We start from the raw sequence: 17,137 nt of genomic DNA, 5'->3' as shown, positions 1-17,137 counted from the left end.
TAGAGCCTTGCTCTGCCCCGCCTCAGACTGAGGTTCTAGCACCGAAGGGTAGTGCGCTACACTCGCCGAGATTGGGTTTTGAGTGTAGGATCCCTGCCCAAAAGTTGCTGCGGCTGCTATGACTAGGGCAGTGGGTGGTGAGGGATCGTGATGAAGACTTCACAGCTTGCAAAAGGATGCCTGCTGATCGATTGTCGGGGCTTTGATGAAAAGACGATAAACCTGTTTTTGGCACCTGGGCCCGATCCCTATCGGGAAACAGAAGAATTTCTCCTGGACTGCGAGATGCGGGCAGATGAGCTGCCCCGTTATCTGCGGCGGGCCTTGCTGGAGTTTCAGTTGTATTCCAATTCGGAAGGGATCCTGCTGCTGCGGGGCTTGCCCGTGGATCCCGGACTAGACCATACCCGCACACCGGCTCTGGCGCAGCGCTCTGAGGAGAAAACCACTTTTGTCAGCGAACGCTGCTTGGCGATGATCGGCAGCCGCTTGGGGCATTTGGTCTCCTACATCCAAGAAAAAAACGGGGATTTGTTTCAAAACTTGGTGCCTACTCCCGACAGCGAAGAGGTGCAATCTTCCGAGGGATCCCGCACTCGGCTACAGTTTCACCGCGAGACGGTTTTTCATCCCCACTCACCGGAGTTTTTGCTGCTGTTTTGCCTGCGCCCCGACCATGACCGTGTAGCGGAAACCACCTACGCCAGCATCCGCCATGTCCTGCCTTTGCTGGGAGAGCGAGAGCGGGAGCTGCTGTTTGAACCCCTGTATCGCACTGGCATCGACTACTCCTTCGGCAACCGGCAAGCCCTGATCAATGGACCCATTTTGCCGGTGCTGTATGGCCGTCGAGAGGATCCCTTCTGGAACTACGACGAAGACCTGATGGTGGGGCTCACCCCCGAAGCCAGTCTGGCTCTAGAAGCCCTGAGGAAGGGAATCCACGCTGTCTACCGAGGCATCAAGCTGGAAACAGGGGATCTGCTCTGTATTGACAATCGCCGCACCGTTCACGGACGGACTGCCTTCTCTCCCCGCTACGATGGCTTCGACCGCTGGATCCAGCGCTCATTTGTGGTGCGGGATCTCGGCCTTTCGGCAGGGGATCGCCATCCCGGTGAGCGCATCATTCGCACCGCCTTCGCAACAGATGATGAGGCCCAAGCTGCCCTCAATGGGGAGCAGGTCTGTCTCAGAAGATCCTGAGAAGTTCGCAGACTTCAGCGCCATCCATAGCTCAAGTCCGTAAAAGTACTATTGGCGATTTCCCCGAAAGGGTTTGGATGAGTCGCCCCAGATTCTGATGTCAAAATACGTGATCCTCACGATGGCTATCGCAGAGCGTTTCCAGCATTCTAGGCTTATGAGCCAAAGCCATCAATTCTTCTCACGATTGCGAGGTTAAGATGAGCATTCGCCAGATCATCGATGAGGTTTTACAATCTTCGGTTTTAACTCTGCAGCAGGAGTCCAGCATTAACCAAATCCTCTGGGAAAAAAACTATGATCTATCTGATCTAGAGGCTTTGGATAAGCTGGTGGAAGCCATTTTGCGCCAAGAGGTAAGGGCTGCTTCCGATCCCTGCTAGAAACCTAGCCTTGCTTGCAAACGACGGCAGATCTTGCTCAAAACTTACACACTTACACAACGCACAACTGAGAGCAATTGTGCATGCTCCTAGCATGAGTCGGGATGAGATTCCAATCTCTCGACAATTTCCCGGATTAAATGCTCATCAGAGCGATTGATCTCGGGGTGGAAAGGCGCCTGTTTTAAGTAGCGCTTGAGATCCTGGCAGGCTTGCTGCCAACGGCCCAACTGATAATACAACAGCCCGCGATCCCTTAGGTGGGGCAAGGATTCAGGGATCAACAACAAGATCCGTTCCGCTGCTGCCAAAGCGGGTTCCAGTTCGGCGCGGCTCAGATAAATTTGCTTGAGGTTGTTGAGCAAGCGTACCAAGATCAGGCGGGGAGGGGTGGGGCGTAGGTGGTGTTCTTGGAAAGGGATCCCAGGCCCGTAGATTTGCGACAAAAGCTCTTGACAATCTTCTGGAAATAAAATCTCCCCCTGCTGAAAGGGATCCACAAAAATCTCGGCGCCTGCAAACAGGGGCCGGATTAAAAAGTGGCCGGGCATGCCCACTCCTGCCATGGGAAAATCGATCCGCCGCGCCAGCTCTAGATAGATCAGCGACAGCGTAATCGGGATCCCGGTGCGCCGATCGATCACTTCGTTCAAAAAGCTGTTGCGTGGGTCGTAATAATCTTCGCGATTGCCACGAAAGCCCAGATCCTCAAAGAGATAGTGATTCAAGATCTTGATGACCCGCAGGGGATAACGCTCCGGGGGAAGGCGCTCTTGCACCTCTGCGGCCATCTCATCCAGAGCGGCCACATACTCTTCCACCTCCAGATCGGGATAGGCTTCTTGGGCAATCCAGAGGGCCGCCCGACCCAGATCGATGGGCTCCGATTGGATTTCAAGGGCAAAGCGTTGACGGGCAGCAGGAATGCTCATGAAATGTTAAATATTAAATATTGAGGTTCTTTGCAAGGATCTCGGTTAGAACAGCAGCGTGCAAAAGCTGGTCAACAGCAAGGTCACCGCCGTCAGGAGCAGGCTAAAGCTCCAAAGCCGCAAAGCGGCAAGCAGCAGGATCCCGATCACCCAAATCAGCAGAGCATTCCAATAGGGTCGGTTGGGGGCTTTGGACACATTAATTTTCTGGAAGAAGGGCAGCAGGATGAACGATACATCCAACAACAGGCGCGGCAGCCGCAAATTGTCCGGCAGCGGCAGATCTCGCACCGCCAAATAAAGCAGCCCCCAGCTCAACAAAAGCGGGATTAGGAGCAGATAGTTGGATTCGGCCAGCAGGGGTCGATCCACCACCAGCGGAAACAGAGGGCTGATCCCCCAGAGCAGATAGAGGTAAAAGTTGAAGTTCAGCAGCGGCTGTAGCAGAGGGGGCACCTTGAAGCGTTGACCTTGGGATCCGATCCCGTTTACCTGAGCTGCGATTTTCTGGCCCAGGGATCCACCTTTTTGAGGGGTTTGCGCTGCCGGAGCCGCCCGCCAACCGCAGTGGTCGCAGTAGGGAGACTTGAACCGGTAGGCTGGGATCGGCTTGCCACAGGAAGGGCAACGTTGGATCGGACGAGGTTGAGAACTGGAAGCCATGACCACCCCGCGGTACTTCTGCCTTAGCATGCCCCAATGGCTCTCAGTTTACTCCCAGGGCAAACGACAATGTAATACAGGCTGCCCCCAAAGCCGCGCCGGCCATGACCTGAACGGGAGTGTGCCCCAGCAATTCTTTCAGGTAGGGTTCTGGAAAACGGTCGGCGCCCTTTTCTTCAAACCATTCTTCCAGGAGGCGATTCAGCACCCGCGCCTGTTTTCCGGCGGCTTGGCGGATCCCCGCGGCATCGTACATCACCACCAATGCGAAAACCACCGTCGCGGCAAACAGCAGGCTGTCCCAGCCTTCCTGCATCCCCACCCCAATGGACAAAGCCGTCACCAACGCTGCGTGGGAGCTGGGCATTCCCCCGGTTTCCACCAAGACTCGCAGGTTAACCTTGCCTGACCGCACATAGGAAAGGATCAGCTTGATGGCTTGGGCCAACACACTGGCCAGCAAAGCAACCCAGAGGACATGATTGGCCATCAACTGTTGCAGCATACGGCTCTCCAGCACAGACATGCGAGCAGGGTCTCCAGGGATCCCATCTGATCTTGTCCCCTTGTCCTGTCCTAATGCTGACGGCGAGTGATGAAATCTGCCAGAGCCAGCAGCGGCTCTGCCCGCGATCCATAGGGGCGCAACGCTTCCTTGGCCGATTGAATCAGCTCCTCGGCTTTTTGCCGGGAGGCCTCTAGGCCCAACAAGCTGGGATAGGTGGCTTTGGCGGCAGCTTGATCCTTGCCTGCCGTTTTGCCCAGTTGCTCGCTGGTGGCGGTGATGTCCAAAATGTCGTCCACAATCTGAAAGGCCAAGCCAATATCGCGGGCGTAGCGGCTCAGGCGGTCCAGCAGCTCCTCATCTCCCCCCGCCAGGATCCCTCCCGAAACCACCGAGACTTCCAATAGAGCGCCGGTTTTGTGGCTGTGAATGTACTCCAAAGTTTCCAGGGAAATGGCTTTGCCCTCCGACTCCAGATCCACCACCTGCCCCCCTACCAACCCGGTTGCAGCCACAGCATGGCCAATGCGGGCGATCACCTGTAACACCAACTGCGGCGGTACCCCCTGAGTTTGGCTGGCAATGTGCTCAAAGGCAAAAGCCAGCAGGGCATCTCCCGCCAAGATGGCAATGTCTTCGCCGAACACCTTGTGGTTGGTGGGTTTGCCGCGGCGAAAGTCGTCATTGTCCATGGCCGGCAGATCGTCATGGATCAGCGACATGGTGTGGATCATTTCCAGGGCACAGGCGGTAGGCAGAGCCTGCTCCACAGTGCCGCCGGCCAACTCGCAAGCAGCCAGACAGAGGATGGGCCTGAGGCGCTTCCCCCCTGCCAATAGGCTGTAGCGCATCGCCTCGTAAATGCGCTCCGGATAGGCGGGAACCAAAGCTGCAGAGAGAGCTTCTTCCACCTGTTGCTGACGCTGGCTCAGGTAGGCTTTCAGGTTAAAGGTTTGAGCAACCAAGCGGGGTTTCCTCTCAACTCGGCAATGGGGGGATCCTTGTCGAGCCGTTCTTCAACAGACTTGTCAGGTGTCATTATCTCATGTCCACTTTAATTGGGGATCCCAGCCCAGAGGCCAAAAGGGTAAGAAGTAACAGCAAGTTGCAGCCGATGAAGAAACTGCAGGGATCCTGAGCCGCCAACTTGCGGTTGCTGTCGCCACAATGTCAGGATTCATAAGGATCTTTAGCCGGATTGCCCTCCTATGTCCCACTCGCCTGTTCAGCTCAGCGCCACCTCCTCCACCGCCAGCGGTGCGGAGCACTTGGGTGACCGTTTGCTGCGGGCGGCCCGAGGGGAAGTGCTGGATCGCCCTCCAGTTTGGATGATGCGCCAGGCGGGTCGCTACATGGCGGCCTACCGCGAGCTGCAAAGCAAGTACACCTTTAAGCAGCGTTGCGAGATCCCGGAGCTGGCCGTCGAGATCTCGTTGCAACCGTTTCGGGCCTTTGCCCCTGATGGGGTGATCCTGTTCAGCGATATCCTCACCCCCCTTGAGGGCATGGGCATCCCCTTTGAGCTGGTGGAGCATCAGGGGCCAATCATCGACCCGCCGATTCGTTCCCAAGCCCAAATTGAACGCATCCGCCTCCTGGAACCGGAAGAAAGTCTGCCCTTTATCAAGACCATTCTCAGCACCCTGCGCCGCGAGGTGGAAGGGAAAGCAACGCTGCTGGGGTTTGTCGGCTCCCCCTGGACTCTGGCCTGCTATGCTGTGGAAGGGCGCAGCTCCAAAGATTACGCCCACATCAAGAGCTTGGCCTTCGCGCAGCCGCCATTGCTGCATCAGTTGCTGAGTAAGCTGGCCGACAGCATTGCCCGCTACGTGATCTACCAGATCGAGGGCGGTGCCCAGGTGGTGCAGTTGTTCGATACTTGGGCCGGCCAGCTCAGCCCAGCCGATTACGAGTGTTGGGCCTTGCCCTACCAAAAGCAAATTGTGGATCAGGTGAAAGCTCGGTATCCGCAGGTGCCGCTGATCCTCTACATCAACGGCAGCGCCGCTTTGCTGGAGCGGGTGGGCAAAGCCGGCATCGACGTGTTCAGCCTCGATTGGATGAGCGACATGGCAGAGGCCAGGGCTCGCCTGGGATCCCTGGCGGTGCAGGGCAATCTGGATCCGATGGTATTGCTGGGATCCCCGGAGTTCATCCGGCAGCGCACCCTAGAGGTGATTCGAAAAGCCGGATCCCGTGGGCATATCATGAACCTGGGCCACGGCATTCACCCAAGCACTCCAGAGGCCAATGTCCATTACTTTTTCGAGACGGTGCGCCAGTCGGCAGAGCTCCTAAAAGCCCTCTAGCCCAACAGGCAGTGGGAACCCCTCTTCCCTGAGGTGTTTTTGCTCAAGGGCTGTACAGCCATCCCTAGGGATCCCCGGTGTACATCAGCGTCATCATTCCCACCTACAACCGCCGTCCCATTTTGGAGCAGTGTCTGCGGGCCCTGGCGCAGCAGCAGCCCGGCCCCTACGAGGGCTACGAGGTGGTGGTGGTGGACGATGGCTCCACCGATGGCACAGTGGAATGGCTGCAGAACAACCCCGTTGGCTTGCCCCAGTGGAAACTGTTGCAGCAGGAGCACCGCGGCCCCGCCGCTGCCCGCAACCTGGGGTTTCGCCACGCCCAGGGATCCCTCATCGTCTTTATCGACAGCGACCTGGTGGTGGTGGATCACTTCTTGGCCAGCCACGCCCAGATGCTGCGGCGGCACGGCGTTACAGGGGATCCCCGCTCCCCCCACGAGGCCAAGGTCTTCACCTACGGGCGGGTGATCAACACGAGCAATTTTCAGGATCCCCGCTCCGAACCCTTCAAGCCCACCGATTTTTCGGCAGCCTTTTTCGCCACCGGCAACGTGGCCATTGCCCGCCATTGGTTGGAGCTGGCCTGCGAAACCCCCGCCGGCCCCTTTGACGAGCGGTTTCACCTCTACGGCTGGGAAGACCTGGAGCTGGGGGTGCGGCTAAAACGTTTGGGCCTGCGCCTGGTCAAGTGCCCCCAGGCCACCGGCTACCACTGGCATCCGCCCTTTGAGCTGCAGCAGATCCCAGGATTGATTGAGCGGGAACGGCAGCGGGGCCGCATGGGCATTCTCTTTTACCAAAAACACCCCACCTGGGCCGTGCGCCTGATGATCCAACTGACGCCCCTGCACCAATTCCTGTGGGGCCTTTTATCCCTGGGGGGCTGGCTGAACGAGAAGCGGGTGGAACCGCTGCTGCGCTGGTTGATCCGGCATGGCCGCTCGCAGTTGGCCTTGGAGCTGTGCCGGATTTTTTTCCTCAACTGGTACAACGTGCAGGCCGTTTACGAAAGCTACAGAGCGATGAAGGCGCGAAATAAGGGGATCCACTCGGCTTGAGCTGCCACCAGGGCGGGGTAAGTGAGTCGGCCATAATCCTTGCCGGGAATGAGAGGCTGGCCGGGATCCGGATCGGCACAGCTCAGGGGTTCCCAAACGGCGCCGGCCCCCTTGACAATGACCCACACTGCCGCCACATCCCAGATCTTGGGCGAGCGTTCTACCGCCCCCAAAAGGCTGCCACCGGCCACCGCCAGCAGGTTGTAGGCAGCGCCCCCCAACATCCGCGCTTTGCAAGGGAATTGCGGGCTAATCCAATGGCTGCTGCGGGAACAGAAATTGAACAATTGGTTGGGGCCGGGTGAGGCGGTGCTAGGACGGATTGGCTGGGGACAGGCGGGATCCCGGTCGTGGCGGGTGAGAAAAGCCCCTGCCGCTGCATCCCCAGGAAACCGAGGCCAATAACCGTAAAAAGTCTGGCGGATGGGCGGCAGATGGACACAGCCAAACACCGGCACGCCCCAATGCAGCAAAGCCAAGGAGCTGCCCCAAATGGGGATCCCACGGGCAAAATTGGTGGTGCCATCCAAAGGATCCACTACCCAACACCACTCCTTCTCGGGAAAAATGTGGTTGGATTCCTCGCTCAGATAACCGTGATCGGGGTAGGCAGCGGCAATGGCCCCTTGAAAAGCGCGATCTGCCCACTGGTCAGAAGAGGTTACCAAGCTGCCGTCGGCTTTTAAGGACTCCGTCCCGCTGGCGCGAACCGTAGGGTGGGCCTGGCCAAAGTCTGCCAAGAGCTGGGATCCCACGCTGGCCGTAGCCTGCAAGGCAAACTCGGTAACCTCCAGCCAGAAAGGGGATAGAGCAGCAGTTGCAGAAGGAGCACTCATGCCCCAATCCTAGCGGGATCCCTGGCTTTTGGGGTGGAAAAGGGGTCGCAATGGCAGCGGATCCCTCACCAGCAGGTTTTAAGCCCCTAAGCTGACTAGAATCATAGGTAAACTCCCCAGCTGGCCACCCTCCTCCATGAACCAGCGCCTGATTGGACAACTGATTGGCAACCGCTACCGGCTGACCCGCCACATCAGCGAGGGTGGCTACGGCAATGTGTTCGAGGCGGTGGATACCCAGCTCAATGACGAGCTGGTGGCCGTCAAGTTGTTGCGCCCGCCGCCCCCGGACATGGGCCCAGAGTACTACCAGCAACTGCAGCAACGCTTCATGGATGAGGCCAGGGTCAGCGCTCTATTGGGCGAGCACCCCAGCATCGTGCAGGTGCGCTCTTACGGCCTGTACCAAAACCAGCCCTATCTGGTGATGGAGTACCTGAATGCCAAACCCTACAGCGGCCAGGGGTTGGACTATGTGCTGGCTCGGGAAGGCCCCCTGCACCCAGAGCGGGTGGTGAACTTGGCTCTGCAGATTTGCTCTGCCCTGCACCACGCCCACAACTTTCAGATGGATCTGGGCAAGCACTCCATTCGCGGCGTCATCCACCGCGACATTAAACCCAGCAACATCTTTGTGCAGAAAGGGCCCGATGGGAAAGAGCGGGTCAAGATCCTGGACTTCGGCATTTCCAAGCTCATGGGGGAGACCTCTCGTGGCCTGACGCAGACGGGCTATTTTTTGGGCACGATGGTCTACGCCTCGCCGGAGCAAATGCGCGGAGAAAAGCTGGATGGCCGCTCCGACATCTACTCGCTGGGGGTGGTGCTGTACGAGCTGTTAACTGGTGCGTTGCCCTTCGAGCCGGATACCGACACCTTGCAAGGCTGGTACCACGTCCACAACTTTCAAAAGCCCCGCCCCTTCCAAGACCACAAGCTAGCCCACCCCATCCCCGCTGCCCTGGAGAAGGTTGTCCTCCAGTGCCTAGAGAAAGACCCTGCCCTCCGCCCGGCCAACATGGAAGTGCTCGGCCAGCAGCTACAGGCTGTCTATGGAAACAAGATCGCCCCTCCTGCCCCGTTCATTCCCTCAAGTTCATCTCCTGCATCTCCAGGTGTTCGTCCCCAGCGGATCCCGACCGGATTTGGCCAGCCGACTTCCCAACAGCCGATGGGTCGAGCCGCCCCAGACGAGGAAGAAAAGCTACAACGGGCGGTAAGGCTGATCGAGGCAGGCGAGTACAAGATGGCCGTCCATTTGCTCAACGAGCTGATCCAGAGCGCCCCCAACGAAGCCCGCTACTATCTCTACCGCGGTCTGGCCCACCAACGACAGGGGCATTGGGGCCTTGCCCAGATGGACTATCAAGGGGTGCTGCGGCTGGAACCGGGTAACCCTTCAGCGGAACAGGGACTGCGCGAGGTAGAGCAGAAAGTTGGGCAAGAACATGTCAACAGCAAGTCCGGCTCTCATCTGTTGGATGCACCCCTGAATGCACCCCGCCTGGGCAAAGGGTCGGCGTTGAGTTGGCTCTTGGCCAATTTGGGGGCGGCTGGGATCGGCTACCTGGGGCTGGGGGCATCAGCGCCTCTGCTGGCGGCTTTGGGATCACTACAAGAAGCGGTGGCTGGAGCCGGCCTTGGCTTCCTGATGGGGCTGCTACAGTGGGCGGTGTTGCGGCGGCAGGTTTCGGTGGGATGGGTGGCTGCAACTTTGCTGGCCACGGCTTTGGGCTGGGCGGCGGCGGATTTCCTCGCTCCCCAGGTGGGGGTGGCAACCTCTGCTTTTAACCCGACGGATCCCTGGCTCCAAAATGTCTTGCAGGCAATGGGAGATGCGCTGCGCGGTTTGCTGGTGGGGGTCGGCGTTGGTGGGCTGCAATGGGCCTTGTGGTCTCAGCGCTGGAAAGGTAGCCGGGCTTGGATCTTGGCGGCAGTTGCCGAAGGGGCAGGATCGGCTCTGTTGATGGGTTGGCTGCTGGACAATACTACCTTGAACAGTTGGCTGCTGCTGATCGTGGGGCTACTGGCCAACACGCGCCCCCTTAGCGCAATGGTGCTTTTGAATTTGCGCCGGATCCCTCCTGTTCAAAGTCAACAACAAGCCCCTTAGCCCACAGGGATCCCATCTGAGTTCTCTCTCTCAAGAAGAGGGAAAGACAGGAATCAAAACCGCTCATTATTTTTCTCACGATTTTTCTCACGGTTACCGGGGAGCGCCGTGAGATCCCCAGCTCAGAGCTACGCGACTGGTTGTAGGGAGTAGGGTCGTTTGAGCTACTGAGAAAAGCCCTATGGCCCTGTGCATGCAATGTTTTGGGTGTGGGCCACTGTCCTGGCCTAAATTTCAAGAGGGCAAGGATGCACGCTATAGAGGAACTTTCTAGCGGAGCTATTGCACCGGCTAGTGTCTCATTGCCATTTGAATTGACTATAAGTGCTGCTGCAAAACCAGGAACCAGAATCCTCGCCCGGCGAGTATGTTATGACTCTGAGCTGGAAGCTGTTTTCGAGTAAAACTCACGCATTTCTGTAAACCACTCCAATCGCGAGGGATCCCAGGTGTAGAACATGTGTCCGCCGCGATAATGACGTAGGGTGAGGTTGGCCTTCAACCGCGGATCCAACTTCATCAAATCCACCAGGTGATTCGAGGCAAAGTAGGGCGTGACCAGGTCGTAAAAGCCATGATGAATGCTCACCCGCATGTGGGGGTTGAGGGCCATGCTGCTGCGCAGCTCGTCCATTGCCCCGATGAATCCTTGCTTAAACTCTCCTTTTGGGGTGAACCGCCAGGACTTGAACACCTCCAGGTTCAGTAGGTGATAGGTCAACTCCGTTTCCACCTGCAAGGTCTCTCGCAAGTGGCTGTTGATGGCTGCCGTGAACAGGCGATCGATCCCATCCAAGGTGGGATCGGATCCCTCGAAGGTAGGCCGATCCGGAAAGGGATCCACCGTGGTTACAGAAGCATCGTAGAGCCCCAGCACCAGTCGCTGCGACCGCAACAGCTCGCGGGCAAAACTGGCGATATCGATCCGCCCGCCTTTGTGGGCTACATATTCTGGAGATAGGCCGATCCCTGCTGCCATTTCCTGATACACCGCTTGCCGTTCTGCCTCTGGCATTGCCTCCCCCATGGCCAAGAGGGGCAGCAGACGTTGTCGGGCAAAGTGTTCTGCTTTGGGCAGCAGGATCTGCAAATCCTCCCCCCAGCCACACCGTCCATGATGGGCTGCTGTGGCCACATAGGAAGGGAAAAGGGCTGCCCAGGTGCTAAGGTTGTAATCGTTGGTCTCCAGCAACCCAAACTCAATCGCAGGCGAGATGAGAATGGCCCCCGACAGGCCCACGCCAAACTTGGATTGCAGCTCCTTGGCCAGCCGCGCCACCCGAAACCCACCGTAACTCTCGCCGGCAATGAAAATGGGGGAAAGCCAGCGTTTGTATCGGGAAAGAAAGCCCTGAATGAATTCTCCCAAGGATTGCAAATCCCGCTCCACATCCCAGAAGGGCGATTCCTTAGGAGGCTCCTCCGCCTTAGCATCCGGCTGAGGGGGCTTGGATGCCGGATCGGATTTCTCCCGGGAATCTTTGGGGTCTTGAGAATCCTTGGGCAGGGCGCGGCTGAACCCCGTCCCCACCGGATCGACAAAGACCAGGTCGGAAAAGGGCAACCAACTTTCGGCATTGTCCACCAGCCGCACCGGGGAGGGGGGCAAACTGCCGTTGGGCCCGAAGCAAATCCGTTTGGGCCCCAGCGCTCCCATGTGCAGGTAGGCAGAAGCTGCCCCAGGCCCACCGTTGAACACAAAAGTGAGAGGGCGGTGCTGAGAGGCGGAGTCTTGCTTTAGATAGGCGACGTGAAAGATCTCGGCCACCGGTTTTTCCCGCTGAAAAAGGGTCTGCCAACCGGCCAGCGCTTGGTAGGTGAAGCTTTCCTCTCCAGCCGTAAACCTGTGCTCGGTGGAGGAGAGGGGGGAAGTGGGCTTGGATTCAGTAGCCATGAAATGAAAACAGGGATCGGCAACTTGATCCCCAGTGAATCACAAGTCGCCGACCATCAACACCTCCAAATGGAACCTCACAGCGTCAGCGGAGCTTCCAAGGTCAGATTGAAAGATTGGCCGGGGCGCAGCACCACCACCTGGGGAGCGGTAACATTGCCCACCACCACTCCGGTCACGGCGCCTCCTAAGACATTGCCCACTGATACTCTGCCCGTGATGGCCCCCAAAATGGCTCCCGCGGCTGCCCCAATGGCTGCATCCTGAGCGATGGCCTCAGCCGAATACTGACGGGGATCCTTTTCGTCGTGGAGGATGTTGGAGGAAGCCCGCAGGCTGTAGGTACGACCGCCGAGAACAATGGAAGTGCCGACAAAGCGGGATCCGCCCGGTGCAGGTTCCATCTGTCCAAAAATGCGGCTACCCGCCGGGATCACCAAGCGCCCCTGGCTGTCAAAAATGTTCTGAGTAACGGCCACTTCCAGGGGATAGACGGTGTCGGGATAAAAGTATTGCGGCCCTTCGCTACTCAGGCTGCCGACCGGGATAATCGTCCCCTGCTCAAGGCGGTAGGCACCCAATTCAAAAAGCGGCTGAGCCGAACTGGGCAAGGGGGCCAACGCAGGGATCCCGGCCAGGCCAAGAATGGCTGCTGTTAAGATAGCTTTCATGAGTAGAGTCTCCAATGCTTCTCCAATCCAAGTTCTGCGGAGTTCTCAGCAGTTGCCTGAAGCTGTTCCAGGTCAATTTGCTTCCTTATCTCAACTTCTCTCCGCTTCTAGGTTACCGAATCCTTCCTGAAGCTTGTTTTCCCCCACAAGTCGATTTGTCTTCAACTGTTGGCAGTTTGGGTGACCATCCTGCAGCACAACTTCTCTCAGAAATGCTGGAAGGCTTGTTGACGGCTGAGGGCCTGCCCGTCCTTCAGCCAGACGGTTCCCTGCGGATCCCAGCCTGTCACTTCTCCAATCCAAACGGCCCCTGGCAATTCTTCCAACAGATGCTTGGCCACCGACACCTCGGCACTGAGGAGCAGCTCAAAATCTTCGCCTCCATAGAGCGCCCATTCCCAGGCTTGGGCCGGAAAAGCCTGCCGCAAAGCTTCTGAAATCGGGATCCGCTCCACCTCGATCCTCGCCGCCACCCCACTGGCCTGACACACCTGCACCAGGGCATCTGCCAAACCATCGCTGGTATCCATGCCGGCAATGCGCAAGGGATCCGGGATCCCTTCCAAGAGGGGCACCAGATCCAGGCGCGGGCGTGGGTATTGGTGAGCCCTGATCAACTGCTCGCGCTCGGCCGCCGTAGCTGAGGATCCCTGTTCAGGATGGAGAAGCAGCTCCAAGCCTGCCCGCGCATCTCCGTGGGGCCCTGTCACCACCAGCCAATCGCCGGGTTGAGCCCGTCTGCGCTGAATGGCCCGCCCCGGCTGCACCCTTCCCAAAGCCGTGATCGCCACGAACCGATGCGGCGACCGACACAGATCCCCTCCCACCAGTTGGCATTCCCAGCGGGCGCAACAGTCCCGCATCCCTTGATAAAGCTCCTCCACCCAAGCAACCGGTGTGGAGCCCGGCAAGCCCAAGCCCACCACCAACGCCTGCGGACGGGATCCCATCGCGGCCAGATCCGATAGATTGGCGGCCACCGCGCGCCAGCCCACCGCATGGGCCGGGGTCGTCAGATCGCTGAAGTGAACTCCCTCCACCAACACATCGGTTGTCACCACCAACTGCCCCTCCGGAGCAGCCAACACCGCCGCATCATCCCCCACCACCTGGGCCGGACAGTAGCGCTGCACGATCTGCAGCAGCCCCGCCTCCCCAATTGCCGAGATGGGTAGGGGGGAAGGATTGCCGTTTTGTGGGGAAGAACTGTCAGAAAGACCGGAGAACAAGACAGACCTCTGAGGGTAGCGAGGATAACACAGCTGCAAGATCTGGTGGATGCTGGAGTCTTGTTGGATATTTCCAAGGATCCCGCCTGCACGCCACAGGCAAGCTGGAGAATTCTACCCCGCCGTCCGCTGTCCAATCAGGGCATAGAAGGGATCCCCGCCTCCGCCTGCCCAAAAGCCCAGCCAACCCATAGGGGCAGGCCGCTGGATCACCTTCACCACCGCAAACCCTGGCACCGACTCAAAATAGCGCCTGACCAACTCCACTCGCCCCGCCTCAGAGTTGTCCCGCCAAGCCTGGATCGCCTTCTGGAAAAACATGCGATTGGAGAAGCTGACGATGAAGAGGCCCTGGGGCTTTAGGATGCGATACACCTCGGCAAACACCTGCTCTGGCTGCTGCAGATATTGCACCGAGACCGTGTTTAGCACCGCGTCGAAGGATTGATCAGGGAAGGGCAGACTTGGGTTTTGGTTCAAGTTTTGGATGAAGAAGTGATCCAGCCGGGGGTTGGCCGCCAGTTCCTCAGGGTTCATCCCATGCCCCTCCACATGGGCAAACTCCATCTCAGGCGGCAAATGGGAGACCCAACTGCTCATCAGATCGAGAATGCGGGTCTGGGGCCGCAAATGCTCGCGGTATAGATCGGTGAGCTGGCCGATGAAGCCAGAATCCACATGAGTCACGAAGCGAGGATAGCTGTAAAAGAGGGCATCGTCGCTGGGATCCAACTTGGAGCGCTGCCAATCCTTGAGCACCACCATGGCCAAACGGTTGCAAATCTTAATCAAAGCTAACATTTTGGAAGCTTCGGAAAAGGGGTGGGCGTGATACCTTAGCAGAGCAACAGTGGCCATTTCGCGAAGGACTCTTTGCCGTGATGTCTGTGTCTCACCCCTCTTCAGCGGCTCCTTCTTCTTCTGGGTCTAACTTTGGCCTGCGGGAGTACGTAACCGAACTGCAGCTCCACATGGCTCTGCAGGCTCGCAGCCTTACTCCTTCTCTCAGCGTTTCCCCAGCCCAGGACAGCCCCCTGGCTCTGGTGCAGCGGGCACAGGCAGCTATGGAGAAGTCCGTTTCCCGCCAGTGGCTTTGAGCGGCACAGCCTGGGCAGAGATGCTCAGGCCAAGCTTTTGCGCAACACCCCCTGCACCAGTAGAACCGACACTACGACAAACCCCGTCAAAAGGCCCAGGGATCCCGCCAGGGTGAGATCGCCCCAGGGAGCCTGCAGCACCACATCGGCCCAGCTCCAATGGCTGCTGCGGTAAACATGGCGGATGGGCTCGATGGCAAAAGTGAGGGGGTTGAGGCTGGCCACCCAACGCAGCCAGGTGGGCATAAAGCTCAGGGGAGCCAAGGCCGTGCTGGAAAAGATCAGGGGCAAGTTCACCAAAAAGATGAAAGCCAGCAATTGCTGGTGCCCCGGCATGGCAAAGGCCAAGCCCAAGCTCAGCGCCGTGAAGCCCAAGACCAACAGGCCCACGATCAGGGCCACCACCGCCAAGCCTGGCCCGTCGGGGATCCCGGCCCCAAGGGCGTAATCTGCCCCCACAATCACCGCCGTCTGCAGCAGCGCCAAGCTGACGATGAACAGGCTAGAGGCGAGAACAATGGAAAAACGAGAGGTGAGGGGAGCCACCAACAGCCGGTTCAAAAAGCCAAATTCTCGGTCGAAAATCACCGGCACCCCAGCATTCAAGGCTCCACCAAAAGCCGTAAACACGATGACTCCCGCCCCCAAAAACTGGGTGTAGTTTTGTCCGGCCCCGAAAATGCCGGCAGGAGCATTCTGAAACAAGGCTCCAAATAGAATCAGCCAGAGCAACGGCTGGATAATGCCGGCCAGCAAGGTTGTGGGGCGACGCTGCAGTTGGATAAACAAGCGGCGGGTGAGGGCAAAGGTCTCCTGCCAAAAATCAGCCGTCAGAAGGGGGATCGGGTTAGATTGAACCGGGGAAGAGGCAGAGTTCATACCCAAGCTCCTGTAGAGTTGTGATCAATGAGTGTGTGATGAATGAATGCAGTATCTAATCCATCAACCAATACAACCAATAAATATCTCGATATGCCTTTGTACAGGGATCAATGGGGCTCGATCATGAGGGGATGAAGTTACTTTTTCTTTTTGCCCAGATTGGCCTCGGCAGCGGCCAGCTCCGCATCCATGAGGGTTTGCCCGGTTGCCGCCAAATACACATCATCCAAGCTGGGACGAGACTGGGTGCTGCTGAACACCTCTAGCCCATGAGCCTGCAAGTGGGCGCGAATCTGGCTGAGGGGATCCTCTCCATTCCGCTGCACCACCAGGTTCAGGGCGTTGCCCTGGGCGCTGTTGATCACCACCTTCTGGACAAAGGGCAGGGATCCCAGCAGTTGGGCACCCCGCTGGGCCAGTTCTGCCGGGGCAAATTCCTGCAGCTTGACGGTGATGCGCTCGCCGCCGACGCGGGTTTTCAGCTCCTCGGGGGTTCCCTCGGCAATCACCTTGCCCCGGTCGATGATGGCTACCCGATCCGCCAGCAGGTCGATCTCCTCCAGGTAGTGGCTGCTGAGCACCACTGTGATCCCTGTGTTCTTGAGTTGGCGCAGAAAATCCCAGATGGCCAGCCGACTGGGAATGTCCAGGCCCACCGTGGGCTCGTCCAAGACCAGCACCTGGGGTTGATGGAGCAGTCCTGCCGCCAGATCCAAGCGTTTGCGCAGCCCGCCGGAGTAGGTACCGATGAGTTGGTCGGCGCGGTCGGTCAGCCCCAGCAGTTCCAGGACGGCAACGATTCGCTCTTGAGCCAAGGGGCGAGGCAGGTGGTGGAGATCGGCCTGCAACTGCAACAATTCTCGCCCGGTCAGCACCTTATCCAAAGCCACCTCTTGGGCAACAAACCCCAGTTTTTCTCGTACCGCTTTGGGGTTTTCGCTGGCTGGGATCCCGTACACCTCTATCCGGCCCGCATCGGGACGGAGCAAGGTGCAGAGGCAATGCAAAGTGGTGGTCTTGCCCGCTCCATTGGGGCCGAGAATGCCGTAGATCTGGCCGGGTTCCACCTGAAAGGAGACATCCGCCACGGCCACTGTGGATCCGTAGCGCTTCTGAAGTTGCTCTACCAAGACCGCAGGAGTATCTGACATGGGTATCCACATCTCGCTTCCTCTAGGCTATCAAGCCTGTTCGGGAGATGAGGCCAGGGATCGCCACCATTTCTTGCTCGTTGCCGCCAGCCCCCCAGGGATGGTGGGAGGTAAACTACCCGGCTCCGACCGCTAAGCGGTACGGAGCGGGCTTTCAGTAGCCCTGAGCCTGTTCTGCTCTACCAGAGAACAAAACAAGCCCGGA

17 protein-coding genes are annotated in these 17,137 nt (G+C 58.4%); 6 read left to right on the top strand and 11 right to left on the bottom strand.

Annotated elements, in window-relative coordinates:
• Positions 1–150 precede the first annotated feature (150 nt).
• Positions 151–1,206, top strand: a complete 1,056-nt coding sequence (locus ACVWXF_RS07470) for a TauD/TfdA family dioxygenase (protein ID WP_414421547.1) — start codon at positions 151–153, stop codon at positions 1,204–1,206.
• 200 nt (positions 1,207–1,406) lie between these two features.
• Entirely contained in the window at positions 1,407–1,589 is a 183-nt protein-coding gene (locus tag ACVWXF_RS07465; protein WP_414342619.1) for a hypothetical protein, read from the top strand.
• An 89-nt stretch (positions 1,590–1,678) separates the two neighbouring features.
• Here ACVWXF_RS07465 and ACVWXF_RS07460 read toward each other — a convergent pair whose 3' ends face one another.
• From ACVWXF_RS07460 to crtE, 4 genes are read right to left on the bottom strand one after another with little or no spacing between them, the layout of a single operon-like run.
• Positions 1,679–2,521 carry a SirB1 family protein gene (locus ACVWXF_RS07460; protein ID WP_414350903.1) on the bottom strand — a complete coding sequence of 281 codons (843 nt, stop codon included), beginning with the start codon at positions 2,519–2,521 and terminating at the stop codon, positions 1,679–1,681.
• 45 nt (positions 2,522–2,566) lie between these two features.
• Complete coding sequence (locus ACVWXF_RS07455; RefSeq protein ID WP_414428247.1) at positions 2,567–3,214, bottom strand: hypothetical protein; 648 nt, start codon at positions 3,212–3,214, stop codon at positions 2,567–2,569.
• Between the two features lie 13 nt (positions 3,215–3,227).
• A complete protein-coding gene (locus ACVWXF_RS07450) occupies positions 3,228–3,710 on the bottom strand; it encodes a divergent PAP2 family protein (protein WP_414328881.1) in 483 nt (160 codons plus the stop codon).
• Positions 3,711–3,760: 50 nt separating this feature from the next.
• The gene (gene crtE, locus ACVWXF_RS07445; protein WP_414328882.1) at positions 3,761–4,654 is read right to left on the bottom strand and encodes a geranylgeranyl diphosphate synthase CrtE; all 894 of its coding nucleotides are present in this window, start codon (positions 4,652–4,654) and stop codon (positions 3,761–3,763) included.
• A 243-nt stretch (positions 4,655–4,897) separates the two neighbouring features.
• Between crtE and hemE the strand changes: the two genes are divergently transcribed.
• Together hemE and ACVWXF_RS07435 are read left to right on the top strand one after the other, a co-directional pair.
• Positions 4,898–5,998, top strand: a complete 1,101-nt coding sequence (hemE, locus tag ACVWXF_RS07440) for a uroporphyrinogen decarboxylase (protein ID WP_457474052.1) — start codon at positions 4,898–4,900, stop codon at positions 5,996–5,998.
• A gap of 77 nt (positions 5,999–6,075) precedes the next feature.
• The gene (locus ACVWXF_RS07435) at positions 6,076–7,059 is read left to right on the top strand and encodes a glycosyltransferase family 2 protein (protein WP_011433457.1); all 984 of its coding nucleotides are present in this window, start codon (positions 6,076–6,078) and stop codon (positions 7,057–7,059) included.
• Here the strand turns inward: ACVWXF_RS07435 and ACVWXF_RS07430 are convergent.
• On the bottom strand, positions 7,014–7,895 hold the full coding sequence (locus ACVWXF_RS07430; protein WP_457474051.1) for an inositol monophosphatase family protein: 882 nt from the start codon (positions 7,893–7,895) through the stop codon (positions 7,014–7,016). The two genes, ACVWXF_RS07435 and ACVWXF_RS07430, sit on opposite strands and share 46 nt — an antisense overlap.
• Positions 7,896–8,031: 136 nt before the next feature.
• Between ACVWXF_RS07430 and ACVWXF_RS07425 the strand changes: the two genes are divergently transcribed.
• Complete coding sequence (locus ACVWXF_RS07425; protein ID WP_457474050.1) at positions 8,032–10,008, top strand: protein kinase domain-containing protein; 1,977 nt, start codon at positions 8,032–8,034, stop codon at positions 10,006–10,008.
• Positions 10,009–10,378: 370 nt separating this feature from the next.
• Here the strand turns inward: ACVWXF_RS07425 and ACVWXF_RS07420 are convergent, their stop codons facing one another.
• The 4 genes from ACVWXF_RS07420 to ACVWXF_RS07405 all read right to left on the bottom strand — a co-directional run bounded on the left by ACVWXF_RS07420 (position 10,379) and on the right by ACVWXF_RS07405 (position 14,567).
• Positions 10,379–11,902, bottom strand: a complete 1,524-nt coding sequence (locus ACVWXF_RS07420) for a S10 family peptidase (protein WP_457474049.1) — start codon at positions 11,900–11,902, stop codon at positions 10,379–10,381.
• Between the two features lie 77 nt (positions 11,903–11,979).
• The gene (locus ACVWXF_RS07415) at positions 11,980–12,573 is read right to left on the bottom strand and encodes a hypothetical protein (RefSeq protein WP_414330664.1); all 594 of its coding nucleotides are present in this window, start codon (positions 12,571–12,573) and stop codon (positions 11,980–11,982) included.
• A gap of 206 nt (positions 12,574–12,779) precedes the next feature.
• The gene (gene thiL, locus ACVWXF_RS07410) at positions 12,780–13,802 is read right to left on the bottom strand and encodes a thiamine-phosphate kinase (RefSeq protein WP_457474048.1); all 1,023 of its coding nucleotides are present in this window, start codon (positions 13,800–13,802) and stop codon (positions 12,780–12,782) included.
• Positions 13,803–13,916: 114 nt separating this feature from the next.
• Complete coding sequence (locus ACVWXF_RS07405; RefSeq protein ID WP_011433463.1) at positions 13,917–14,567, bottom strand: class I SAM-dependent methyltransferase; 651 nt, start codon at positions 14,565–14,567, stop codon at positions 13,917–13,919.
• Positions 14,568–14,683: 116 nt separating this feature from the next.
• On the opposite strand from ACVWXF_RS07405, the gene ACVWXF_RS07400 reads away from it, so the two are divergent.
• Positions 14,684–14,899 carry a hypothetical protein gene (locus ACVWXF_RS07400; protein ID WP_011433464.1) on the top strand — a complete coding sequence of 72 codons (216 nt, stop codon included), beginning with the start codon at positions 14,684–14,686 and terminating at the stop codon, positions 14,897–14,899.
• A 24-nt stretch (positions 14,900–14,923) separates the two neighbouring features.
• Here ACVWXF_RS07400 and ACVWXF_RS07395 read toward each other — a convergent pair whose 3' ends face one another.
• Both ACVWXF_RS07395 and ACVWXF_RS07390 read right to left on the bottom strand, forming a co-directional pair.
• Positions 14,924–15,778 carry an ABC transporter permease gene (locus tag ACVWXF_RS07395; RefSeq protein WP_457474047.1) on the bottom strand — a complete coding sequence of 285 codons (855 nt, stop codon included), beginning with the start codon at positions 15,776–15,778 and terminating at the stop codon, positions 14,924–14,926.
• Positions 15,779–15,918: 140 nt separating this feature from the next.
• Positions 15,919–16,932: an ABC transporter ATP-binding protein gene (locus tag ACVWXF_RS07390; RefSeq protein WP_414351223.1), complete on the bottom strand. Its 1,014-nt coding sequence runs from the start codon at positions 16,930–16,932 to the stop codon at positions 15,919–15,921.
• Positions 16,933–17,137 lie beyond the last annotated feature (205 nt).

It is taken from the genome of Thermostichus sp. MS-CIW-40 (assembly GCF_054058315.1).
The sequence above is the reverse complement of the archived record's forward strand: the minus strand, read 5'-3'. Positions and strand labels throughout refer to the sequence as shown.

What these genes read in the sequence shown, in the direction of transcription:
- ACVWXF_RS07470 (WP_414421547.1), top strand. Translation starts at nt 151, where the DNA reads ATGAAGACTTCACAGCTTGCAAAAGGATGCCTGCTGATCGATTGTCGG.
- ACVWXF_RS07465 (WP_414342619.1), top strand. Translation starts at nt 1,407, where the DNA reads ATGAGCATTCGCCAGATCATCGATGAGGTTTTACAATCTTCGGTTTTA.
- ACVWXF_RS07460 (WP_414350903.1), bottom strand. Translation starts at nt 2,521, where the DNA reads ATGAGCATTCCTGCTGCCCGTCAACGCTTTGCCCTTGAAATCCAATCG.
- ACVWXF_RS07455 (WP_414428247.1), bottom strand. Translation starts at nt 3,214, where the DNA reads ATGCTAAGGCAGAAGTACCGCGGGGTGGTCATGGCTTCCAGTTCTCAA.
- ACVWXF_RS07450 (WP_414328881.1), bottom strand. Translation starts at nt 3,710, where the DNA reads ATGTCTGTGCTGGAGAGCCGTATGCTGCAACAGTTGATGGCCAATCAT.
- hemE (WP_457474052.1), top strand. Translation starts at nt 4,898, where the DNA reads ATGTCCCACTCGCCTGTTCAGCTCAGCGCCACCTCCTCCACCGCCAGC.
- ACVWXF_RS07430 (WP_457474051.1), bottom strand. Translation starts at nt 7,895, where the DNA reads ATGAGTGCTCCTTCTGCAACTGCTGCTCTATCCCCTTTCTGGCTGGAG.
- ACVWXF_RS07425 (WP_457474050.1), top strand. Translation starts at nt 8,032, where the DNA reads ATGAACCAGCGCCTGATTGGACAACTGATTGGCAACCGCTACCGGCTG.
- ACVWXF_RS07420 (WP_457474049.1), bottom strand. Translation starts at nt 11,902, where the DNA reads ATGGCTACTGAATCCAAGCCCACTTCCCCCCTCTCCTCCACCGAGCAC.
- ACVWXF_RS07415 (WP_414330664.1), bottom strand. Translation starts at nt 12,573, where the DNA reads ATGAAAGCTATCTTAACAGCAGCCATTCTTGGCCTGGCCGGGATCCCT.
- ACVWXF_RS07405 (WP_011433463.1), bottom strand. Translation starts at nt 14,567, where the DNA reads ATGGTGGTGCTCAAGGATTGGCAGCGCTCCAAGTTGGATCCCAGCGAC.
- ACVWXF_RS07400 (WP_011433464.1), top strand. Translation starts at nt 14,684, where the DNA reads ATGTCTGTGTCTCACCCCTCTTCAGCGGCTCCTTCTTCTTCTGGGTCT.
- ACVWXF_RS07395 (WP_457474047.1), bottom strand. Translation starts at nt 15,778, where the DNA reads ATGAACTCTGCCTCTTCCCCGGTTCAATCTAACCCGATCCCCCTTCTG.
- ACVWXF_RS07390 (WP_414351223.1), bottom strand. Translation starts at nt 16,932, where the DNA reads ATGTCAGATACTCCTGCGGTCTTGGTAGAGCAACTTCAGAAGCGCTAC.